This window comes from Mycolicibacterium austroafricanum, assembly GCF_000612725.1.
Classification (GTDB): Bacteria; Actinomycetota; Actinomycetes; order Mycobacteriales; family Mycobacteriaceae; genus Mycobacterium; species Mycobacterium austroafricanum.
Window position 1 is genome coordinate 20109 of the sequence record NZ_HG964454.1, and the last position, 20242, is coordinate 40350.

Sequence of the window (20242 nt, forward strand, 5' to 3'; positions counted from 1 at the left end):
CCGGTTGCCGCTCCCGCGCCGGCCGCGCAGTTCCCGGTCGCACAGGCCCCGGTCGCACAGTTCCCGGTGGCCCAGCCCGCCGCTGCGCCCGTCGCCCAGGCGCCGGTCGCCAACGGGAATCTGGTCCCGTCGGCGGCGCCGGCCATCGGCACCATCCCGACCGGCTCCGGCGGAGGCATCCCCGACGAGCACTTCAACAAGCCGATTCTGTTCCGCTTGCTGTCCCTCGCCTCCCGCGCCAGCAAGTACGAGAAGGTCGACGTGCTCGCCCCGACGGTCGACTACATCGTGCTCGACCCGGCCACAGGCACCTTCGAGCAGGTGCAGAACGTCACCATCATGCAGAAGAACATCCGCAACGAGCTGGTGACCTGCTTCCAGCGCGGTGAGAGCGCGGTGACCGGTGTGGCCATTCAGGTGCCCGGTTCCAACGACAACGCCGCCAAGGTGCTGCGCGCCCTCGACGACACCAACTCGGGCTACGGTGCGCAGCAGGCGACCGCCTACCTGCGCGACGCGGCGATCACTCAGTTCGGTTGGTGGACCGCCGGCTGAGCGCTCCAGCGTCAGACTGCCCAACAACGGCCCGCACCGGCAACGGTGTGGGCCGTTGTGCTGTGCGGCCTGTGTTTCGCGCCGCCGTGGTGAAGTCGCCATGTGGAGCGAGGATTGACGAGCGAGCGCCATCGATGCATGCAGTGATGCCGATAGTGTTGCGTGCCGCGACTCATGCCTCGGCGTTCTAGCATCCCGGGGATCATCCGCCAAGGAAAGGCACACCCGACCATGAGCGCTCCGCAGAGCCCCACCTACTTCCGACCGGTCAATGCTGACACCGGAGAACTGACCCTGGCGGTGTACTTCACCGCGCCGCTGTTCGATCTGCTGAGCGCCTACGAGAACGACCCCAACAAGCAGACCGATGAGCTGGCCGCCGACGTCCGAGACGAGCTGGACCGCCGCGGAATCCCCATCCGTCCCACCATCGCTCACGGCCGTCTGCGCATCCTGCAGGAGACCGAGCCCGACGAGTTTGGTTTCAAGCGCAAGCCGATGGTGCACTCCACCGTGATCGCCTACCTGACCGACGCCGAGCCTGACGATCCGCGGCTGGCCGAGCTGGCGGCAGGATTCCGGGGTGAGCGTCTCGGGGCCACGGTCAGCTTCGAGATCCCCACGACCGACAGCGAAGCCGCTGCTGCCGAACGTGCGCGTGCCGAAGCCGAGGCTGCCAGCCAGTACCGGGCCCGGGCAGATACCGAACGCGCGGCTGCCGCCGAAAAAGATGCGCGCACCACAGCCGATCCGTTCGCCGACGATATGAGCGACCTGTTCGATTGACTACGTCGCTTGGACAACCCATCCAGCGACAGTGGCCGCACCCCCGACCAGATCGCTGCTGACACACTGCTGCACCGGGCCCAGGAACTGGAACGGGCCGGTCGCAACAATGAGGCTCAGGATCTTCGCGCGTCGGTGCACCGGCTGCGGACACCGCCGCCATCACGGTCATCCATGACCAGGACGTGACACCGCGGCGCATGGCGACCACAACACCATCGAAAGAGAGAGCACCCATGCGGCTGTCGAAAGCCCGAATCGAACGCCTTGCGCTGGCAGCGGCGATGTCAGCCGGCGCCGGCGGCGCCGCCACCACAGTCGTACCGGGCCTGCACCACTGGCCGCCGAGCGCAGTCGCCGCGGCCGTCGCAGTGGCGGTGGCCGCCGCCGGGGCGCTGCGCAAGCTGCTCACCGTCGCTTTGGTCGCCGTGGCGTCGACCGTGGTGATCGTCGCAGCTGACGCCGCACTCGGCGGAAAGCTGCGCAGCATGCTCGACATCAGCTCCCTGCTGGGCTGACGGCACACGCACCGCGGAACAAAACGTCAGTGTGCGCCCACCGCGCCCGGCAAGCGGATGCAGTCACCGAGAAGCCGCCGCGTCGATGCTGGAGCGCCCATTGTCAGTAGCAGATCCCCGACTGCGCGTGACTTGCGCACCTGCACAATCTCCACGGTGTGCGCGTCGGCCGCAATCTGGCCCCGGTGCGCGGTGATGCCGCAGCGGCGCAGATAGGCAACAAGCCAGCGTGCCGTGGATGGTCCGGGGCACGCCAATGACACTCGCACGCGGACGTCACTGCGACCGTCATCGGCGGCGGTCACGCTGACCTGCCCGCGGGCCAGAAACGCCGCGCGTAGAACCGCTGCGCCCTCGGAGTAGGTGCAGGTGTTCGGATCCAGGTTCAGATCTGGGATCGTCTTGCCGGCGGCGTCCAAGAGACCGACCCGGCGCGCCAGGTACGCCCCGCCGCGCACCACCTGTACGCGCGACAGGTGGGAACCGGCCACCACCACCGCTGTCCCGTGGAGACCGTGCAGGGCAACGATTTCCCCGCGCAAGCGGACTGCGGCGGTGTGGGTCCCGAACACCGCGGTCACTGCGGTGAGGCCGGACCACGACTGCACGCCGCCGCCGAAGCGCAACATCGCCGATGTCTCGGCGTGGCGGGCCGCCAGCGGTACAGTCGAGTTGATCGGCACGGCTGCCAACTCGTTGGCGACCATCCGCGTGACCGCACTCATCAGGGCGCCCCGGCCGTGACCAGGTTGATGTCCTTGAGGCATCCCCGCGCCGGCGCGTCGGTATCGGCGCTCACTTTGTCGGCCAGCGCCAGGAGTCGGCGCAACCGTCCGGCCACCGCGTCCTTGGTCATTGGCGGGTCGGCCAGCTGGCCAAGCTCTTCCAATGAGGCGGTGCGGTGACTGGTGCGCAACCGGCCGGTGTAGATGAGATGCTGCGGCGCGTCGGGACCGAGCACCTGCAGCGCTGCTAGCACACGGTCGACGGTGACAGCCGCGGCCCGCGCCGAGCGGCGCATGTTTGCCTCGTCGAGATTGGCCATCCGCGCTGCGGTCGCGTACATCTCGCGCTGGCTGACCCGGCGCTCCCAGCTGATGCGAGCCTCGTTGGCACCGACGAGGGTGAGCATCCGACCGATGTCGCCCTCATCGCGCAGCGTCACATGCGACATGCCGCGGGATTCGCGGACCAGGGGCTGCAACCCGATCCGGCGGGCACAGCTGGCCAGGGCGTAGGCGGCCTCGGGGCTGGGGCATGTGATGTCCAGTGCGGTGTTGCGGCCGGGGCTGTGCAAGGTTCCGGCAGCCAGGATGGCGCCACGCCATACAGCGATGACCTCGCTGATCGAGCCGCCGACCACCGCCGGGGCGAGCCCGGCCACCAGCCGCCCACGCCGGTCGACCATGCCGCACTGGTGTGCCAGCAGCGTTCCACCGTCTTCAACGCGGACGCGGTAGAACGCGGAGCGGCGCAGCCCGCTCCCGCTGTGCATGGTGACACCAGCGAGGTGGCCGTGCACAGCTGCAATCTCGCGGCGCAGGTGGCGGGCCAGTGCGCTTGTGGTGGTGACGGCTTCGACGACGAGACCGTCGCGGGCGACGCGCAGGTCAGCGGACAGCCGCAGAATGGCGGCAAGCTGAGCGGCGCGGCTGCCCGGCAAAGTGACCGGTACGCGGGCCAGCTCGTCATGGAGTTCACTCGTCAGAGACATATCGGACTCCTTCTGCTAGGCCACGGACCGGCTGAGCCGGCCGTTGGAGGTGAGGGGGAGGTCGACGCGAGCGCGCCCTGTGACAGCAGAGTGTGCGGGCGTTATCGGTGTCGGGGGCATCGGTGCAATCGGGTATTCCGGCATGCGTGCAGCTGGGCTCGCACCGCTTTCGACCTCATCGAGTGAGCGCCACAGGGCGGTGTCGGCTTCCCGCGGCTCGGCGTGCAGGGCGACGCGGTGCGCGGCAATGGCACGTGCAAGTACCGCCGCGGCGGCGTTGCCGAGGTTGTCGGAGCGGTGCTGATGGTGCAGGTCCAGCGCGATCTGGCAGGACAGCATCACCGCCTCCGACGACGAGATCCTCTTGCGCATGGTGGTCAGGTCGTCGCTGCCGTCGGCCAGAAGTGCAGCGCGCGAACGCAGCTCGGTGTTGACTCCGCGAGCGGCGATCAGCACCTTCTGGGCGACCTGCGGATCGGTGCAGAACCCGTCCACGGTGTCACGCTGTATCCGCCAGCACAGGGCGTGCAGAGCATGTCGCAGTTCGGCGGCACTGCAACTGCGGATCCAGTCCAGGTCGGTGAGCTTGGCGCGGAATGCGTCCCCGCCGTTGTCACGCCGGGTGCGAGCAGGTTCTGGGAGTTCGGTCATGTGTCGGTCTTTCTGTGAGATGTCAGCGGGTCAGCGGTGAAAGGGGAAGCGGTACAGCGGTTGAGCGGTTGTGTAGTGGGTCAGGAAACAGCGTCGGCAGTGGGGAAGTGGGGGAACCAGTGATCGGCCTGGGCGAGCGCGAGCATGTCGGACAGGTCGCGGCGGTCCAGAGTGTCTGCGTCGGGAACACCGAGCGCGCGAGCCAGCGACACCTGTGCCGGGCTGGGTTCGCTTCGAGCGGCATCGCGCAGGGCGCCGGGAAACAGCGTCTGGGACAGTTTGTCGGCGCTGGCCAGGTCGAACCCCTGCAGGTAGCACCGCGGTCCTGGTTCGGCCCACTGCCCATCGACACCGATCCAGAACATGCGCCGCGCCGTGGTGTCGTAGAACCCGCACGCCCAGTCTTTGCCAGGCACCGTGCCCTGCACGCCGCGCATGTCGGCAAGGATCAACACACCTTTGGAGCCGTCGCTGTGATACACCGGGCGGACCATGCCGCGCGGGTGTGCGGTCCACCGGATCGTCGCGGTGCGCACCGACCACGTCGAATCAGTGTGCCGACGCTTTGGAAGGTCCTGCGGCACACCGGAGACCGGATCGAAGGTCCGCAGCGGGTCCACCCGGTGGGTGTCGCACTGGCAGCCGCACCGGCACAACCCGAATGCCAGCGTGCATTCACAGGTGCACGGCACCGAGGAAACTTCGGGTTCGATCGGTGACCCGCCGGTCGGCTCGTCACCGCAGGCGCACTGGCAGGCGCATCCCTGCCCGGTGCACGACAGCACACAGCTGGTGCCCGCGCACGGCTGGGCGCACCCACAACCCAGGCCCCGATCCGTTTCCTCGCGGACCTCAGCGTCGAGCCTGGTCTTGACGATCAGCCCGAGCGATCCGGCACCGACCAGATCGATCACGAGGGCGTTCTCTTTGACAGTGCCGTCTTCGAACGTGTGCGGCCGCAGCGCACGGCCCACGCACTGCACCAGGCGAGGCTGGCTGCGTGTGGGCCGCGCCAGTACGACGACCTCGCACCGGGGGAAGTCCGCGCCCTCGGTGAGCACATCGACGGTCACCAGAACCTGTGTGGCCCCGGCGCGGAACCGCCGGTAGATGCCTTCACGGGCGCGCACCGATGTCGGGCCCACCACCACTTCGGCGGTCAGCCCCTGGGCTACCAGCGACTGCGCGAGCTGCTCGCAGTGCAACATCGACGCGCCGAACACAATGGTGGAGCGACCCCCGGTGCGGGTGAGGACAGCTTCGACCGTCGCATTGAGCGTGGTGTCACGCAGCATTGCCTCTTCGGCGGATTCATCGGTGATCTCACCGCTACGGCCAGTCGTCAGCGTCGAGGAGTCCAGCCCGACATCGACGGTCACGCCTTCGGGACGAAGCAGGAAACCGTTCTCGATGGCCCATGCCAGATCTCGTTCGAACACCACCTCCTGCCACACCATCCGCAGCGGTGGTTCGCCTTTACCGGGATCGTTGCGTGTCATCGTCGCGGTGAACCCGGCCCGGCGCCCACCCATCGCGGCGAAGTGGTCGAGCACATTGCGGTAGGTGCGTGCCACGGCGTGATGGCATTCATCGACAATCACGAGGTCGCGCGTGCCCAGCCGCGTCAGTGCCGTGGCGCTCTGCAGGGACTGCACTGTCGCCGAGACGATCTGGGCATCCGCATCACCGCGGTGTGGGCCGCCGATCTTGGCCGGCACGGGACCGGACGGGTTGACGGCGCACACTGCATCGGCCATCTGCTCGATCAGCTCGTTGCGGTGTGCCACCAGCAGCACCCGTCCACCGAGCACGACATCGCGACGGGTCAGCTCGGCGATCACAGTGGTCTTCCCCGACCCGGTGGGCAGGACAACGGCCGGACCGGGAACCCGGCGGCCGAACGCCTCCCACACCGCATCGGCGGCTTCGATCTGGTAGTGCCGCAGGGCCCGCGGGGTGGCCGCTGATGGGGGCGCCAGTGGATAATTCGACGGCACCTGCAGCGTGGAGGTCATGGGCGCCCCCACGATCCGCAGCTGAGCACGTAATCGCCGCCGGTGAGGTAGAGCCCGTCAGTCGCGGCGACCGTGAGGCCGCCGGGCGCGGACCGATCCACCGCCGCTGCAGCGGTGATGCCGCGACGGACGCCGAAGCGCGCAGCTGCGTGAGTGCCGGATCCGGCGGGCTCGACCACGGGGAGACCGCCGAGCGAGCGGACCAGTGAGGCGTACGCATCTCGAGCCATTTCCGGCGCCGACGCCGGCAATGTCCGCCGTACACCGTGCAGGCCATCCAACACTGCTCGCCGAACCTGGATCGCGCCCAGCAGGTAGGGCAGCAGCTCAGACTCCGATTCGACCAGCCCGTTGCGCAGCGCCTGACCAAACGTCAGCGGATCGGCCGTGGTCGGTCCCGTGTCGGGGTAGGCGACCGGACCAGCCGTGCGTACCGCCCAGCGTGCGGTGCCATCGGGCATCGCCAGGTTGGTGGCGATGTCGATGCTGCGGTAGTAGTCCTCGGTCGCGGTTGCCGCGTCGAAGGCCAGCCACAGCTGCTCGGCGTCGGCCAACGTCGTTGCACCGTCGGAGAACCCGAACTCGATGGCCGTCCCGGTGCTGGATTCGGCAGTACCGCATACAGCGGTGGGGTGGCCGTCGGAGCCGAACACCAGGTCGCCTGTACTCAGCGACGACAGCGCGACGAATCCGCGGGGAGTGGGTACCGCCGTGACGGTCGATCCGGAAGAGTCCGGGGCGCACACGGCGGCAGGTGTCATCGCGGTCACAGAACAGGTGCAGGCAGATGGTCCAGCCAGGCTGGCGGTCCACCGATAGCCACCGCGGCGGTCGCGACCGCCAACCGGATCCCGACTGAGCCGCGCAGCATCGGGGTGACGGTCCCTCCGCCGCGGGAAGTCCACGGGCAGACGACGGTCGCCAGATGATAGGCGGACAGCGACTGCCGCGTGTGCACGGTCAGAACCCGGCTGGTGTTGTGCTGGCGCACCAGGTGGTGCAGCAGCCGGAAGTCAGCGGCTTCGATGCGCAGGCACGTCAGCATGACCTCACCCCACCGCGGGCCGTACAGCTCCTCGAACACCGCGGCGCTGACAGCCAGGCGGCGCAGACGCGAAATGATGCGGGTATCCGTGCAATCCGAGGAGCAGTTCCATTCCTCGTCGGCGTTGGTCAGCGTCAGGATCTCCAGCAGTGCGTTGGCCACCGTCAGATCCCGCGAGGTTCCCAGTACGGCGCAGCGTAGGCACGTCACGCCGCTGGTCGGGTGCTGATGGGGGTGCTCGATGTAGTCGACATGGCCGCGCTGGATACGCGCAGCGGTGCGCCGTGCCAGCGCGAGGGTGTAGTCGATGATGAGCTGCATGTCCAGGACGGTCTCGGTGACGGTCTCGGTCAAGCCGGCCAGTGCAAGCGGTCCCGGCTCGATGAGGGGAGCGATGCGGACCGGGACCATGCCGAGCGCGTTGTCGTCGCTGTCGAGCGGCGAGAGCAGCGGCGGCAGCTGGGGGAAGTGTGCGGTCATGTCGATGTCCGCCAGCGTCGGAATGCTCACAAGGCCACCGTCGCGATCGCGGAGACGGTAACCAGCAGAACGGCCCCGTCACCGGTGAGTTTGAGCGACGCGTTCAGCACGGCCAAGTTGGGCAGCACGTTCTGGGCCATTCCCACGAGGTCGTCGGTGGATTCGATGAGGAGCGCGTGACCGCCGCTCAGGTCGATCGGCACCTGCAGTTCCACACTGGCACCTGCCGGTGCGGGTGACGGGATCGGCGTCGCCCGCGGAGCAACGGTTTCGGTGACCGGAGCAGGGGCAGGCACCGGCGCAGGCGCCGGAACGGGAGTCGGAACGGGAGCGGGAGCCTCAGCGCTCGGGGCAACCGTTTCGGCCGCAGCGGCAGGTTCCGGCGCGGGGGCGACCGGAGCAACCGGAGCAACCGGGGCAACCGGAGCGACCGGAGCGACCGAATTCGGCTGCGAGACAGGGCTCTCGGTCACCGCCGCGGCCTCCGGTGCCGGTGCTGTGGCCGACTCGGTGTGCGTGGGCTCCGGTGCAGCCGTCGCCTGGACGTCAGCGGCGCGTGCGGCGATCGCCGCCTCGACGTCGCGGCGAACGATGCGCCCACCGCGGCTGGTGCCGGTGATCTGGGACAGGTCGATGTTGTGCCGCTTGGCGTAGGCGATGACAGTATCCGAGGCGTTGGGGGCAGCTGCAGCTGCAGGTGCAGCTGCAGGGGCCGCCGCTGGTGCAGCTGCAGGTGCTTCGCCGGTGACGGGCGCAGGAGCAGCAGCGGGGACAGGTGCGGTCGGTGCGACCGGGAGCGGGTGCGCACCGGGGACTACGCCGGCGACGACCTCGCCGACAAACACCTGCGGGGCGACCGGCAGGGCCACCGCGGGCGTCACCGGGGCCGGAGCCGGGACGGACGACACCGGCGGCGCGTCAGGCGATGCGGGCAACGACACCGCCGCTGCCGCGGGAGCCGGTGTGCTGGCGGCAATCTCAGCCACCGGAGACAGGGCGGTGTCGTGGATCTGCGGCGCGACCGTCAGAGGTGTGCGATCCGGAGCAACCGGCGCAGGAATCGGTGCCGGTGCAGAGGCCGTGACCGGCGCCGGGACCGGAGCGGGGACAGACGCGGTCACCGGTGCGGCCAGTGCCACGGCAGGCACGACGGGAGCCGCCACTGCAGGCGCTACTGCGGGCGCGACGGGGGCCGCCACCACGGGCGCGATGGGAGCGATCGGCGTGACCGGCGCAAGTGCCGGCGGATGGGAGACGTCGGCCAGAGGGGGCGGGGCGACGGGGTGGACAGCGGTCATGGTGTACGGGCTCCTTGGGTTACTGGTGGGTGTGTCAGCGGTGAGAAAGCGGTAGAGCAGCGGTTTTTGAGCGGATGCGGAGGTGGTCAGCCGGTGTAGGTCAAGACGATTGACGGCTTTCCGACACTGACCATCTCGGCGTAAACATCGGGGTAGTTCTCCTCGAGGTCGGTGTAGGACAGTGAGCGCGACCCTGCCTTCGTCGCGACGGTGAAGCCGTCGTAGACGCCGGGGCGTCCGCCGGGGTGAGCGGTGTCGGCGACCGCTGCCAACAGCGCGGCCCGAATCTGCTTGAGCGTCTGCTTGCACGCGGCCTCAACGGTCGCCAGGGTCAGGCCCTGCTGCGCCGCTGTGCGCGACCTCGCGGCGACGGCCGTCACCAGCGCTGCCAGCTCACCGCCGGGATCAGCGGATGCGGCGAAGGCATCGGCCAGTGCCGCGGTATCCGGTACCGCGGATGGTGCGCTGGCGGGAACCTGGGCGACCGGTGCGTTCGAAGAGACAGCCGGGGAGTTCGACGCCATGTGAAACGGCGGCGGCGGGGGCAGCGTGACGGTCGGTGCGACCGTATTCAGCGGTGCCGCTGTGGTGAGAGTCATTGGTGCTCCTGTCGGGGTGTCAGCGGACGGTGCCGTCGGACCGGTAGCGCGTCCGCAGCTGTGTGAAAACTCATCAACATCCACGGTTACGACACCGGCATCTTGCGCCGTCGTTCAGAGGCTAATGCCATTACCGATGCACGTGCAACAGAACATGCAACGTGATCTTTGTACCCCCGGCGTGCGACACCTTCGATCACTTCGCGCGTGAGCTGCGAAAAACGCCAGAACATGTTGAGGATAACCGGCGTAAACCCAGGTAAATGTCACTTCTTTCGGCGCCGCCGGAGGGGTTCGTCTGCGTGTGAGCGCTTGTGTGGCCGATCTAGCTGCGAAAACAGTTGACTGTCACGTCCTTGTATCACTGGATTGCTGCGGCAACCAGCGCCCACGGTCACCGTGCCGGCGTCGAGGGTCCGCTACCGCGGCGCCAACCAGGTGCGGAGCGCGTACCCCGCTCGGGGCGTATCGCCTCCCGCGCGCGAGCCGGCTGAGAAACATGCATCGGAGTGCATCAATCGCGTGCATTCCGCGTGTCGTGCACAACCAACCGTCGACGTCGGTGCCCGGTGTTTAACTGCCGCGGTGTCCGTCGAACCCGCCGTTCCCACCGTGAATCTGCCCCGCGTCAACGCCGCGCAGTTTCAGCTCTTCGACTACAGCGTGTTCGCGTTCCTGGTGACCGACGACGATGCAATGGCCCGCTGGATCGATCACCTTTGCTCGGCTGCCCCCGGCACGGTGGCCGCGGACATCGAGACGCGGGGCCTCGACGCGAATAAGTTCTCCATCACCTGCGTATCTGTCGCATTCCAGCTCGGCGCCGACACCGTGGCGCTGCTGCTGGACCCCTTGCGGCGGTCGCATCATCGCAAGCTGCTGGCCCGAGTATTCGATCACGCCGCCCGCCTGGTGTTTCACGGTGCCAGCTTCGACATCGCACCCCTCTACGCGCACCGGTTGATGACGCGCGAACATATCCGCAAGCTCGGCGACACGCTGGTTGCCTCGCGGATGGTCGACACCAACGCGAAAGCTGGTCGTGCGCTGGAAGACCTGGCGACGGTGTTTCAGCTTCTCGACGACAGCCGCATCACCATGGACAAGGTCTTCGATGCGCGCGGGTTGAAGAAGGCCGATGGCTGGTGGAGCACCGACATCGACACGCCCACCTACGCCATGGGCGCAATGAGTGACACCGTGGCCACCCTGCGTCTGTGGGGTGAGCCGGGTGTGCACGGCCACGGGATCATGGCCCACGCCGCGCGATACCTCACGACGGCACAAGCCGGTTTCGGTGGCAAAGGCCGACTCAACTCCGCCGACGCCGAACAGCTGGTAGAAGACATCCAGCGCGTCAATGCCATTGTGCTGGAACGCAGTGCACGCGGCTACGCCGTCGACACCGAATTTCCTCAGCGCTACCGCGAGCAGACCGAAGCCACGGCCATCGCAGCCGCGCACACGCTCAAACAGGCGGGCATCCGTGCGGGCAACGGACGCGACTTGGTGAATGTGCTGGCCGCCCGCGGCGAGATCGACGCCACCATCTGGCCCCGCACCGACACCGGTCAGCTTAAGTCCGACAAGGAAGCGCTCAAGCACATCACCGACGAAGACTCCGTCCTGCACTCAGAGCTGGCGACCGCCCACCGCATCGTGGCCAACAGCGAGAAGGTGCGCGGCTACGTCGATAAAGTGGTCGCCAACGCCCGCCCCACCGGACGACTGCATCCCGAGATCAAGATTCTGGGCGCCAGCGCCACCGGGCGCATGTGCCTGCCCACCGACCAGCGGCTGCTCACTCGCCGCGGCATTATCGGCGCCGACGACATCCGGGAAGGCGACCACACCCTCGACCACCTGGGCCAGTGGGTGAAAGTCCGTGCGGTGCACCGCTACACCGAAGCGCCGATCGACAGGCACACCCTCAGCGACGGTACACAGCTGTCATCGACACCTGAGCACCGCTGGCTGTTGCACCCGCCCCGCGGATCACTGGTGTTGGCCCCGATGGACGCCGCCGGCGCCCACCACAGAGTGCAGGTGCGCCCTGATACCACCGCACCCGCGGCGTTGGCCCACCACGTCAACCCGGCGGCCTGTCCGGCATGCGATCACGCCTACCGCTTCGGCGAAGTCATCTCGGTGGAAGGCCGGGCTGAATCTCTTCTGCGCCGGGCTGGTTTTACGCCGATACTGGCCGCTGTCGGCGCAGCGGCGGTGCCGTGTGTCGATCCGCACCCCACGGCAGCATGGCTCTACTCTGCGGGGGAGCCGGAAGCGGCGCCACTGCTGGAGGTTCTGTCGTTCGACCTGACCCACTGCTACGCGTTCTTGTGTGGGCTCACCAGCCATGTCGGTCCCGATGATCATGACGTTCCCGTGCGCGTTCCGGGCGGAGCATTCCTGGATGCGGTGAAGCTGGCGGCATACCGCCTCGGCATTTCGATCGGGGTCATGGCGGATCAGGAGAGCTGGATGGTGCGCATGAGCACACCCTCCCCGGCGACGCGCATATCCACCGAGTCCATCGCACGTGATGACGTCTGGTGCGTGACAACGACTTCTGGGACGTTCACTGCGTGGGGAGCGCACGGCCCGTACCTGACCGGAAACTCTGCCAGCAAGCCTGAGATTCAGCAGTTCCCCTCCGAAGCGCGTGGTGTGATCCTGGCCGACCCGGGTGCACAGTGGATCTCGGCGGACTGGAAGTCGATTGAACCGGTAGTGCTGGCCACAGCGTCAGGGGACCACGGGTTCCTGGCAGATATGCGCGCCGGCAAAGATCCGTACGAGCCGGTCGGCGTCATGGCCGGCATCGACCGCAAGATGGCAAAGCGCAAGATGCTGGCCGACATGTACAGCCAGGGACACAAGGCAGCGGCGCTGCAGTTCGGCTGGACGCTGGAGCGTGCGAAAGAGGTCGCCTCGGCGATCCGCAACAGCCTGCCGATCCTGTACGCACTCATCGACGCGCTCAAAAAGCAGTCCGAGTACACCGGGTCGGTGACCACGCTGAGCGGTCGCGTCGTCGACCAGCGGTTCCGCTTCTGGGAGAACGGCCAGATGATGCAGGACATCGCCAAACGCATTGCACCCAACCACTTCTGTCAGGGATCAGCGCTGGACGTGATGCACTACTCGATTCTGGAGCTGGATCGCCGCGGCTTGTCCGACCATGTGCATCTGTGGATGCACGACGAAATCGTGGCCGACGCTGAGATCCAGCAGGAGCTGATCGAGGTCATGTCCACACCTCCGCCGTTCCTGGAGGCCGTTGCGCAGCAGTACGGCATGGAGGCGTTCCTGGCCGTCGACGTCAACCCGCTGGGGTCTCGGTGGCAGTACGTGTGATGCACCCGCCGGCAAACCGATCAACGGAGACGAGGAGCTGAACATGCAATACATCCTGGACGCCAAGAATCACGTGAAGCAGCTGCAGGAGCTGCAGCTGCGGTGGGCGGATTCGAGCCCGGAAGCCACCGCCGCGCTGGAGCGTGCGCGCACCGCCGCAGTGCTGCGGGTGCTGTCCCGGCAGGGCGCCGCTGCTGACGTGCAGCACGACATACGGGTCTGGGTGCAGGAACGTTGGACAGTCGACCGCGAGCGTGCCGCTGAATTCTATGTGGAGGCAGATGAGTCCGGCTGGTTGGACGCCGTGACCTGCGGCGACGGAGAGCACAAAAGCGCACTCGAGACTGCGCTCATCCTGCTCGAAGAACTGTGGCTCGATGTCGTGCTCGAGACAGACACGTGGGCGCAGCGAGTGCTGGCGTCACGCAGGGGGGACAACGATGCTCGGGTGTGACCCACTCACCGCACTGCTGGGTGCTGGCCTGGATCCACGGTCACCGCAGGTGGTGTGGAAGCGCTACCTTCGGGCCCTGGCCGAATACGGTGCCGCCGTGCGGATGCTGGGCCCAGATGTGATGCTCGCCGACGGTATCGACCCGGTAAGTGCGTCCGCATTGGTCGAGCTGGCGAAGCGTTACCCGCCGGGGGAGCCCATGCCGGTCGAATCGGCCGGCGTGCTGGCGGCGATGGGCCAGCTCGACGTGACCGGAGAGCGGATCAATGCTCGAGTCGCGGCGTACTTCCGCCATATCACCAAGGTCGTTGGAAAGGAACTGGCGGAGCCGCTGTTGAGCAGCGGGGCGATCACGGCCTCGGCGGGAATCCATGTTGCGGGTTCGCATCTGGTCGCGGTGCTGGTGCACGACGCCGAGCAGTTGACACTGTGGCGCACGTGGGCCACTCAGGTCAGTGGCGACCTGCGCGAGATGCACACCGCGCCAACCCTGGTCCTGTCCACGATGCCCGGGGGAGGCATCTATCTGTTCCGTACACCGGCGACTGCCGGTCCGGACAAGGGTGCCGATACACGGTTCGAACCCCTACCGGAGCTGCAGATGATGGTCGGGGGCTGCCTGGTCACCGCCGGTGACGTCACGGTGCCGATCCCGCCGACACGGATGTTCGGTCATCACGTGATGCGGTTGGGCTCCTGCCGCGCATTGCCCGCCTGGCTGGAGTCGATGCTGCGCACTCACGGCGCGCCGGCCGAAACCGCGGCGTAGGGCCGCACGGACGCAGCGCAAACCGGTCCGGTGTACCGTTCGCCGGTGACCAGCACCGCCCGCCTCCTCGCCCAGCATCCCGTTCCCGTCTGGCAGATCGACACCGAGAACGAGTTCAAGATCAGCGCAAACGCCGCCCTCTCCGCGCTCGAAACGTGGTCCATCGCGGTGATGATCGACTCAGCTCCGGACGAAGGGGATCACTGGGTCACCTTTCGCGGGGTGCCGCTGGCGCGGCTCGCGGACGTGCTGCGCAACGGAATCGATGTGACCCCGACCGATGCTCCCATCTTCTGCACCGACGGGGTCGACAAGGCATTCGAGTACGCGCGGCCGGTCGGAGGCGGGACCGGTCCGGGGCTGATTCTGGCGCTGCGTGGTCCCCACCTCGAGCGCACCTTCCGGGACCTGGACGCCGATGCCTCACCGGCCGAGATCGCCGAGACCCGCGAAACCTACCCGCACCCGGCCGGTAACCCGGGTGGGCGCATCCGGTTATCTCGGCTGGCCGACCAGACCACCCCGGGCTACGAAGAGGCCTACGGCTACTGGATCCCCGGCAACGCATGCGAAGCGTTGATCAGCGTCTGCGTGCTGGGACAGGGCACGGGGGTCGACGAAGCGGTGGCCGCCGCGTTGGCGGCGGGCCAGGCGGATCCGATCGCGGCGGACTGATCCTGGCCGCTGTTGTCACGTCTCGGCGCTGGCTGCACCGCTCTCGTCGGCGACCACCCGGTGAAACCACTTCGCGATGTCGGAGATCAGGCGGACACGGCCGGGGGCGTTGGTGAAGAAATAATCGCTCATCTTCTCGTGGGCGCCCTGGTTGTCGGCCACCGCACCGGTCACCGCATCGTCGAAGTCCGGTGACTCCACAAACTGCTTGGTGGAGTTCACTTTCGCCTGCTGCACCAGCGCGGCATCGTCGAGCAGCGACCGCAGCAACGCCTCCAGGAACGACACCTTTTGGGATTGGGTGAAGTCTTCGGAACCGAACAGGTCGTTGAGCCGGTCGAGCACCTGCTGGAACGCCACCATCGTCGGGTCGCGTGTCTCGCCGGACCCGACGCCGGTCATGCCGGTCAGGCCGATGCGTGAGCCGAGGCTGATGTCGGTCTTGCCGCGGTCGATCTGCTTGACCTGCTTGAGGACCACATCGGACAGGTCGATCGCCGCGGTGTAATTTTCCGGCCGAATCTTGGGCTCTAGCAGACGCAGATAGATCTGTTTCTTCTCCAGCGCAGGGTCACCGTAATTGATGATCTGGCTCATGAAGTCATACAGGCGCACGAACGAACCGACATCCTTGCGAAACAGGTCCAGCTCAGCCAGCGCCGCCTTATCGCCCTCGCCGCCGTTGTCGATCAACGCCGACTGATACAGGTCCGCGAATCGTTTGCGGCCAGGCTCTACCGCCGCCGACAGCTTGCCGTGCTGGCCGCGGAAGTGTGCATCTACGCAAGCGTCGATCTCATCGGGGGTGTAGATGGCGGCGGTGTCGAGCTTGGCTGACAGGTCGTGCACCAGGTTCGGGTCGGTGGTGGTCTCCAGGTAGGCGTCGGTGTAGTACGGCTCGAAGGCCTCGCGGATCGCGGCGGGCTCGTTGACGAAATCAACAACCTGAGTCAGCGCAGCGGTCTTCTGGATCCCCGACGGGGTGCGGTAGGTGCGGTTCAGCCGTGACAGAGTCTGCACCGCGGTGACACTGGGCAGTCGACGGTCGACGTACATCGCGCACAGCAGCGGCTGATCGAATCCGGTCTGAAACTTGTTGGCCACGATCATCACCCGGCACTGATCGCCGCGAAACGCTGTCCGCAGATCGTGTACGCCCGGGTTCATCGACGCCTCAGTGAAGTCCTCGGACCCCGACTCGGGATCCTGCACGGACCCCGAGAACGCCACCAGGGTGCCGTATCCATAACCCTTGCTCTTGACGAACTTGTCGATCGCCAGCTTGTAGCGCACCGCGGCTTTACGGGAGTCGGTGACCACCATCGCCTTGGCATGCCCGTCGAGCAGGTGCGCGACATTGACGCGGAAATGCTCCACGATGATCGCGGCCTTCTGCGCGATCGTCTGCGGGTTCAGCTTCACCCACCGCATCACCTCTTTGGTGGCCTGGGACTGGTCGACTTCGGTGTCGATGCCGGCGTTCTGTGCGATCTGGAACGCCAGCTTGAACGAGTGGTAGCCGGTCAGCACGTCGAGGATGTAGCCCTCAGCGATGGCCTGTTTCATCGTGTAGACGTGAAAAGGAGCCGGGTTGCCGCCACCGGCCGGCTCGCGGCCGAACAGCTCCAGTGTCTTCGCTTTCGGCGTCGCGGTGAACGCGAAGTAGGAGATGTTGGCCGACTCCGCACGTTCGGTCGCCTCCACTGCGAGCACCGCTTCGATGTCGATCTCGCCGCCGTCGCCGATGTCGTCGATCTCCTCCGACGTGAGCACCGATTTCAGCTTGCTCGCGATCTGCCCGGACTGCGACGAGTGCGCTTCATCGGCGATGACAGCGAACGTCTTTCCTTTGAGCCCTTTGTTCTTCCGGATTGCGTCCATCGCGAACGGGAACGTCTGAATGGTCACGACGACGATCAGCTTGCCGCCGGTCAGCGCCTGCGCCAGCAGGCCTGCCTTCGACTTGACATCGTCGCCGGCCTTGGCGATCGCGGATCGGTCAATGGCAACCACGATGCCGGCGTCGTTGTCGATCTGCTTGATCGCGTCCTGCAGTTGCGCATCGAGGACGTTGCGGTCGGTGATGACGATGACCGAGTCGAACACTTTCTTGTTGTCGACTTGCAGGCGCGCCATCCGGTGCGCTGTCCAGGCAATCGAGTCGGTCTTGCCCGATCCGGCCGAATGCTGAATCAGGTACCGCTTGCCGACACCTTCGGTGGTGACCGCGTTGGTGAGTTTGGTGACGACCTCCCACTGGTGGAAACGCGGGAATCGCAGCGATGCGGACCGGGTGGTCTTGCCGCTGATCGGGTCGGTGTGCGACTCGTGCTTGATGTACATGAGCCGGCCGAAAATGTTGAGCCAGGCGTCGCGCTGCAGCACCCGCTCCCAAAGGTAGGAGCTGCGGGGACCGGCGGGGTTGATCGGGTTGCCGGCCCCGCCGTCTTCGGCGCCACGGTTGAACGGCAGGAAGTGTGTTCTCTCGCCGGCTAGGGCAGTGGTCATCCACACTTCGGCTTCGGTCACCGCGAAGTGCACCAGTGCGCGGGCACCGGAGACGAACAGCGGCTGAATCTTGCCGGTCGCCGCGTCTTTTGGCTGCCGCGTTGTCCGGTACTGGTTGATGGCGTCGGTGATGGTCTGAGTGAAGTCGGTCTTCAGCTCGGCTGTCGCGACTGGGAGCCCGTTGATGAAGAACACCAGATCCACCGACCGCTCATCAGCCGTGGAGAAACGCACCTGGCGCATCACCCGCACCCGCACCGCGTCGTAATCGGTGTTGCGTTTCGTGTTCAGCGTGGACTCGGGTTTGAACACGCACATCTGAAACTTCGCGGACAGGTGTGAGAACCCTTTGCGCAGCAGATTCAGTGTCCCGCCGCCGTTGTCCATTGGTGTGTCAAGGACTTTGACGATCCGGTCAAGCAGCTGTGCCTGCTGCTTGGCGGCGTCCCCGGATCCGGGTTTGACGACCTTGGCCAGCTGCTCGGGCTGGGTGTCAGTTAGCCAGCCCACGATGTCTTCTGGGAACAGAGCACGTTCGCGGTCGTAGCCCTTGGTGGCGCCGGGGGAGTACAGCCAGCCGCGGGCGGCCAGGTACTCGGCGAATTCCTTCTCGAACTCGATCTCGTTGTGCACCGCCATGTCTCAGGCCACCTCGGCTCGGACGTCGATCTGACCGGTCACCGCGGCGGTGATCAACGCCGACCGGCGCTCCCGGGACAGTTCGATGAACTGCTCCGTCTCAGCGATCAGCGTGTCTATTGCCCGTGACCGATAAAGCCACTGCTCTACGTAGTCGCGCTGCTCAGCGATGCCCAGCACAGGAAAGGACAGTTCCCTAAGTGCTGCCACGTTGAAGTGGCCTTGGATGGCTCCGACTGAACCTTCGGTTATCCGCGTTTTGGTTGACGGGGCGTTCAGATACGCGACAAGAAAATTTGGGTCTACCTTGGGCCCAGGTCGAATTATCAGCAGGTCAATCGCGTTCGATTCGTCGAGGTCGGGCGGAACCACTGCGGCCGCGCCTGCTTGGCCGGTCCGAACGACAACCACGTCGCCGGTACGAAGGCGTGACTTCTCGTGCCGTGCGTCGCCCTCGGCTGATAGGTATACAAGATCGGTCGGATTGATGTATCCCGGGCGCACATTCAGACCTCGCAGCGCAGGCACACCACGCTCCACGTACCACGCTGCTGGATTAACCACGATTCCGACCGTTACATCGGCTGTTACGCGTTTGAGGGGGCACACAGCAGACGTACGACGAAGCAACTCATCTGCCACAGACCGGCGACGTTCCAGCAGCAGTTCGATCAGGTGTTGCTGCTCCTCGATGAGCGTCTCGATGCGGGCCGTTTCGCGGTCTAGGTAGGCGGCGATGGCACGCTGCTCTCCCGGCGGTGGGAGCAGCACCGGCAGCAGTCGGTAATCGTCGTTGTCGATCTCCACCTGGCCGATCCGAACACCGCGCGACAAGAGGGCGTAAGCGTGCGCGTACGGGGGAGATCGGAACAACCAGTTCAGATAGTCGGGGTCTTCGCTGTGGCGCGGCGCGAAGCAGATGTAGTGACCCGACACGATGCCCCGCAGCGAGGAGATTCCGACTGATCCTTGCCAGGCTTTCATTCTGTTGGTGACTAGCCACCCCGGGTGGACGAGCTGGTAGATGCTGCGGTTATCGGCGGTCTTGTTGAGGTTGTCTCGTGAGTCTTTGGCCACCACTCCGTAGTCACGGAACACTGACAGCATCTGTTCTTCCGGGTGGTCGATGTCTTTGATGCGCTCAAACATCGACCACAGCGGTCGCAGTGTCCAGCCGGGCTTGAGGGTCGGCAGCCAGTCGACAGCACTCGTCTCTACTAGCGTCACCCCTCCACCTCCCGCAGCAGTTCCAGGATCTTGGCGACCTGCTTCTCGAGGTCGGCGTCGATCTCGGCGAGAGGGCGCGGTGGCACGTACTTGTAGAAGTGGCGGGTGAACGGGATCTCGTAGCCGACTTTGGTTTTCTTCGTATCCACCCACGCGTCGGGTACATGCGGCAGCACCTCGGCCGCGACATACGCCTTTATCGTCGCGGCTCGGGCGGCGTCGCCGTCGGCGTTGCCGCCGTAGGTGAACGGAATGTTCTCAGTGTCACGTCTCTTCGGATCGGGTTTCGGATTGCCCTTGCTGTCTGTGACCAGGTTGCCAGCCTCGTCGAGCAGCGGCCGCTCGACGGTGATCGTCCAGTAGGCGAAGTCGTTGGCGGTGAACACTTTCGAGTAGTCGGGGTCGGCTTCGTCGAACGCGTCGTAGAGGCCCAGGATGCGGTCGCGGGCGTCGGCGTCGACCTCGCGGTTCTTCGACCCGAGGTTCTTTCGAATCTTGGTCCAGAACGCGGTGGCGTCGATCAACTGGACTTTGCCTTGTCGCTCAGCTCGTTTGGTGTTGTCGAGCAGCCAGATGTAGGTGGCGATGCCGGTGTTGAAGAACATGTTGGTCGGCAACGCGACGATCGCCTCCACCAGATCGGTCTCCAGCAGCCACTGCCGGATCTTCGACGGCCCGGATTCGGCCGCGCCGTTGAACAGTGGTGAGCCGTTGAGGACGATGCCGGCGCGGCCCCCGCCCTCGTGGGATGGGCGCATCTTGTGCGCGAGATGGGTCAGGAAGAGCATCTGCCCGTCGCCGACTGACGGCAGGCCGTGCGAAAACCGGGAACCCTGCGCGAGCGACTCTTTCTCGACTGTTTCTTTCGATGCCTTCCAGTCAAATCCGTACGGAGGTTCCGTGCAGGGTTTCAGCGTGTTGCAAAACTCCTCGTGGCAGCCTGGGCGACGGC

17 protein-coding genes and 1 pseudogene are annotated in these 20242 nt (G+C 66.3%); 7 read left to right on the plus strand and 11 right to left on the minus strand.

Annotated elements, in window-relative coordinates:
* The 3 genes from BN976_RS17215 to BN976_RS17225 all read left to right on the plus strand — a co-directional run.
* A partial coding sequence (locus tag BN976_RS17215; protein ID WP_235622066.1) for a hypothetical protein occupies positions 1–555 on the plus strand: 555 nt, incomplete at its 5' end.
* Between the two features lie 231 nt (positions 556–786).
* On the plus strand, positions 787–1341 hold the full coding sequence (locus BN976_RS17220) for a hypothetical protein (protein WP_036372440.1): 555 nt from the start codon (positions 787–789) through the stop codon (positions 1339–1341).
* Positions 1342–1577: 236 nt separating this feature from the next.
* Complete coding sequence (locus BN976_RS17225) at positions 1578–1859, plus strand: hypothetical protein (protein ID WP_036372443.1); 282 nt, start codon at positions 1578–1580, stop codon at positions 1857–1859.
* Positions 1860–1885: 26 nt separating this feature from the next.
* Here the strand turns inward: BN976_RS17225 and BN976_RS17230 are convergent, their stop codons facing one another.
* The 8 genes from BN976_RS17230 to BN976_RS17270 all read right to left on the minus strand — a co-directional run bounded on the left by BN976_RS17230 (position 1886) and on the right by BN976_RS17270 (position 9661).
* On the minus strand, positions 1886–2584 hold the full coding sequence (locus BN976_RS17230; protein ID WP_036372446.1) for a hypothetical protein: 699 nt from the start codon (positions 2582–2584) through the stop codon (positions 1886–1888).
* Positions 2584–3573, minus strand: a complete 990-nt coding sequence (gene whiA, locus BN976_RS17235; RefSeq protein WP_036372448.1) for a DNA-binding protein WhiA — start codon at positions 3571–3573, stop codon at positions 2584–2586. Before whiA ends, BN976_RS17230 begins: the two co-directional genes overlap by 1 nt.
* Positions 3574–3588: 15 nt before the next feature.
* Positions 3589–4224, minus strand: a complete 636-nt coding sequence (locus BN976_RS17240) for a hypothetical protein (RefSeq protein WP_036372449.1) — start codon at positions 4222–4224, stop codon at positions 3589–3591.
* An 80-nt stretch (positions 4225–4304) separates the two neighbouring features.
* Positions 4305–6239, minus strand: coding sequence for a DEAD/DEAH box helicase (locus BN976_RS17245; RefSeq protein ID WP_036373117.1), 1935 nt, complete (start codon positions 6237–6239; stop codon positions 4305–4307).
* Positions 6236–7000, minus strand: coding sequence for a hypothetical protein (locus tag BN976_RS17250; RefSeq protein WP_145977961.1), 765 nt, complete (start codon positions 6998–7000; stop codon positions 6236–6238). The genes BN976_RS17245 and BN976_RS17250 overlap by 4 nt, the downstream gene beginning before the upstream one ends.
* A 5-nt stretch (positions 7001–7005) precedes the next feature.
* Positions 7006–7794: a hypothetical protein gene (locus BN976_RS17255; RefSeq protein WP_051558465.1), complete on the minus strand. Its 789-nt coding sequence runs from the start codon at positions 7792–7794 to the stop codon at positions 7006–7008.
* Positions 7791–9062, minus strand: coding sequence for an E3 binding domain-containing protein (locus tag BN976_RS32115; RefSeq protein WP_051558466.1), 1272 nt, complete (start codon positions 9060–9062; stop codon positions 7791–7793). Before BN976_RS32115 ends, BN976_RS17255 begins: the two co-directional genes overlap by 4 nt.
* Positions 9063–9148: 86 nt before the next feature.
* Positions 9149–9661: a hypothetical protein gene (locus BN976_RS17270; protein ID WP_230022543.1), complete on the minus strand. Its 513-nt coding sequence runs from the start codon at positions 9659–9661 to the stop codon at positions 9149–9151.
* Between the two features lie 585 nt (positions 9662–10246).
* On the opposite strand from BN976_RS17270, the gene BN976_RS17275 reads away from it, so the two are divergent.
* From BN976_RS17275 to BN976_RS17290, 4 genes are read left to right on the plus strand one after another with little or no spacing between them, the layout of a single operon-like run.
* Positions 10247–13018, plus strand: coding sequence for a DNA polymerase (locus tag BN976_RS17275; RefSeq protein WP_036372454.1), 2772 nt, complete (start codon positions 10247–10249; stop codon positions 13016–13018).
* 43 nt (positions 13019–13061) lie between these two features.
* Complete coding sequence (locus tag BN976_RS17280) at positions 13062–13472, plus strand: hypothetical protein (RefSeq protein WP_036372456.1); 411 nt, start codon at positions 13062–13064, stop codon at positions 13470–13472.
* The gene (locus BN976_RS17285) at positions 13459–14241 is read left to right on the plus strand and encodes a hypothetical protein (protein WP_036372458.1); all 783 of its coding nucleotides are present in this window, start codon (positions 13459–13461) and stop codon (positions 14239–14241) included. The genes BN976_RS17280 and BN976_RS17285 overlap by 14 nt, the downstream gene beginning before the upstream one ends.
* Positions 14242–14286: 45 nt before the next feature.
* Entirely contained in the window at positions 14287–14916 is a 630-nt protein-coding gene (locus BN976_RS17290; protein ID WP_131805294.1) for a hypothetical protein, read from the plus strand.
* 15 nt (positions 14917–14931) lie between these two features.
* Here the strand turns inward: BN976_RS17290 and BN976_RS17295 are convergent, their stop codons facing one another.
* The 3 genes and pseudogenes from BN976_RS17295 to BN976_RS17305 all read right to left on the minus strand — a co-directional run.
* Positions 14932–18063: a type I restriction endonuclease subunit R gene (locus BN976_RS17295; protein ID WP_036372462.1), complete on the minus strand. Its 3132-nt coding sequence runs from the start codon at positions 18061–18063 to the stop codon at positions 14932–14934.
* Between the two features lie 3 nt (positions 18064–18066).
* On the minus strand, positions 18067–19290 hold the full coding sequence (locus tag BN976_RS17300) for a restriction endonuclease subunit S domain-containing protein (protein ID WP_062656855.1): 1224 nt from the start codon (positions 19288–19290) through the stop codon (positions 18067–18069).
* A pseudogene (locus tag BN976_RS17305) lies at positions 19287–20192 on the minus strand (HsdM family class I SAM-dependent methyltransferase); the annotation flags it as partial. The gene BN976_RS17300 and the pseudogene BN976_RS17305, both read right to left, overlap by 4 nt.
* Between the last annotated feature and the right edge of the window lie 50 nt (positions 20193–20242).

Coding starts and splice junctions, on each gene's coding strand:
- BN976_RS17240 (WP_036372449.1), bottom strand. CDS start 4,224: ATGACCGAACTCCCAGAACCTGCTCGCACCCGGCGTGACAACGGCGGG.
- BN976_RS17270 (WP_230022543.1), bottom strand. CDS start 9,661: ATGACTCTCACCACAGCGGCACCGCTGAATACGGTCGCACCGACCGTC.
- BN976_RS17280 (WP_036372456.1), top strand. CDS start 13,062: ATGCAATACATCCTGGACGCCAAGAATCACGTGAAGCAGCTGCAGGAG.
- BN976_RS17225 (WP_036372443.1), top strand. CDS start 1,578: ATGCGGCTGTCGAAAGCCCGAATCGAACGCCTTGCGCTGGCAGCGGCG.
- whiA (WP_036372448.1), bottom strand. CDS start 3,573: ATGTCTCTGACGAGTGAACTCCATGACGAGCTGGCCCGCGTACCGGTC.
- BN976_RS17245 (WP_036373117.1), bottom strand. CDS start 6,239: ATGACCTCCACGCTGCAGGTGCCGTCGAATTATCCACTGGCGCCCCCA.
- BN976_RS17295 (WP_036372462.1), bottom strand. CDS start 18,063: ATGGCGGTGCACAACGAGATCGAGTTCGAGAAGGAATTCGCCGAGTAC.
- BN976_RS17220 (WP_036372440.1), top strand. CDS start 787: ATGAGCGCTCCGCAGAGCCCCACCTACTTCCGACCGGTCAATGCTGAC.
- BN976_RS32115 (WP_051558466.1), bottom strand. CDS start 9,062: ATGACCGCTGTCCACCCCGTCGCCCCGCCCCCTCTGGCCGACGTCTCC.
- BN976_RS17250 (WP_145977961.1), bottom strand. CDS start 7,000: ATGACACCTGCCGCCGTGTGCGCCCCGGACTCTTCCGGATCGACCGTC.
- BN976_RS17285 (WP_036372458.1), top strand. CDS start 13,459: ATGCTCGGGTGTGACCCACTCACCGCACTGCTGGGTGCTGGCCTGGAT.
- BN976_RS17230 (WP_036372446.1), bottom strand. CDS start 2,584: ATGAGTGCGGTCACGCGGATGGTCGCCAACGAGTTGGCAGCCGTGCCG.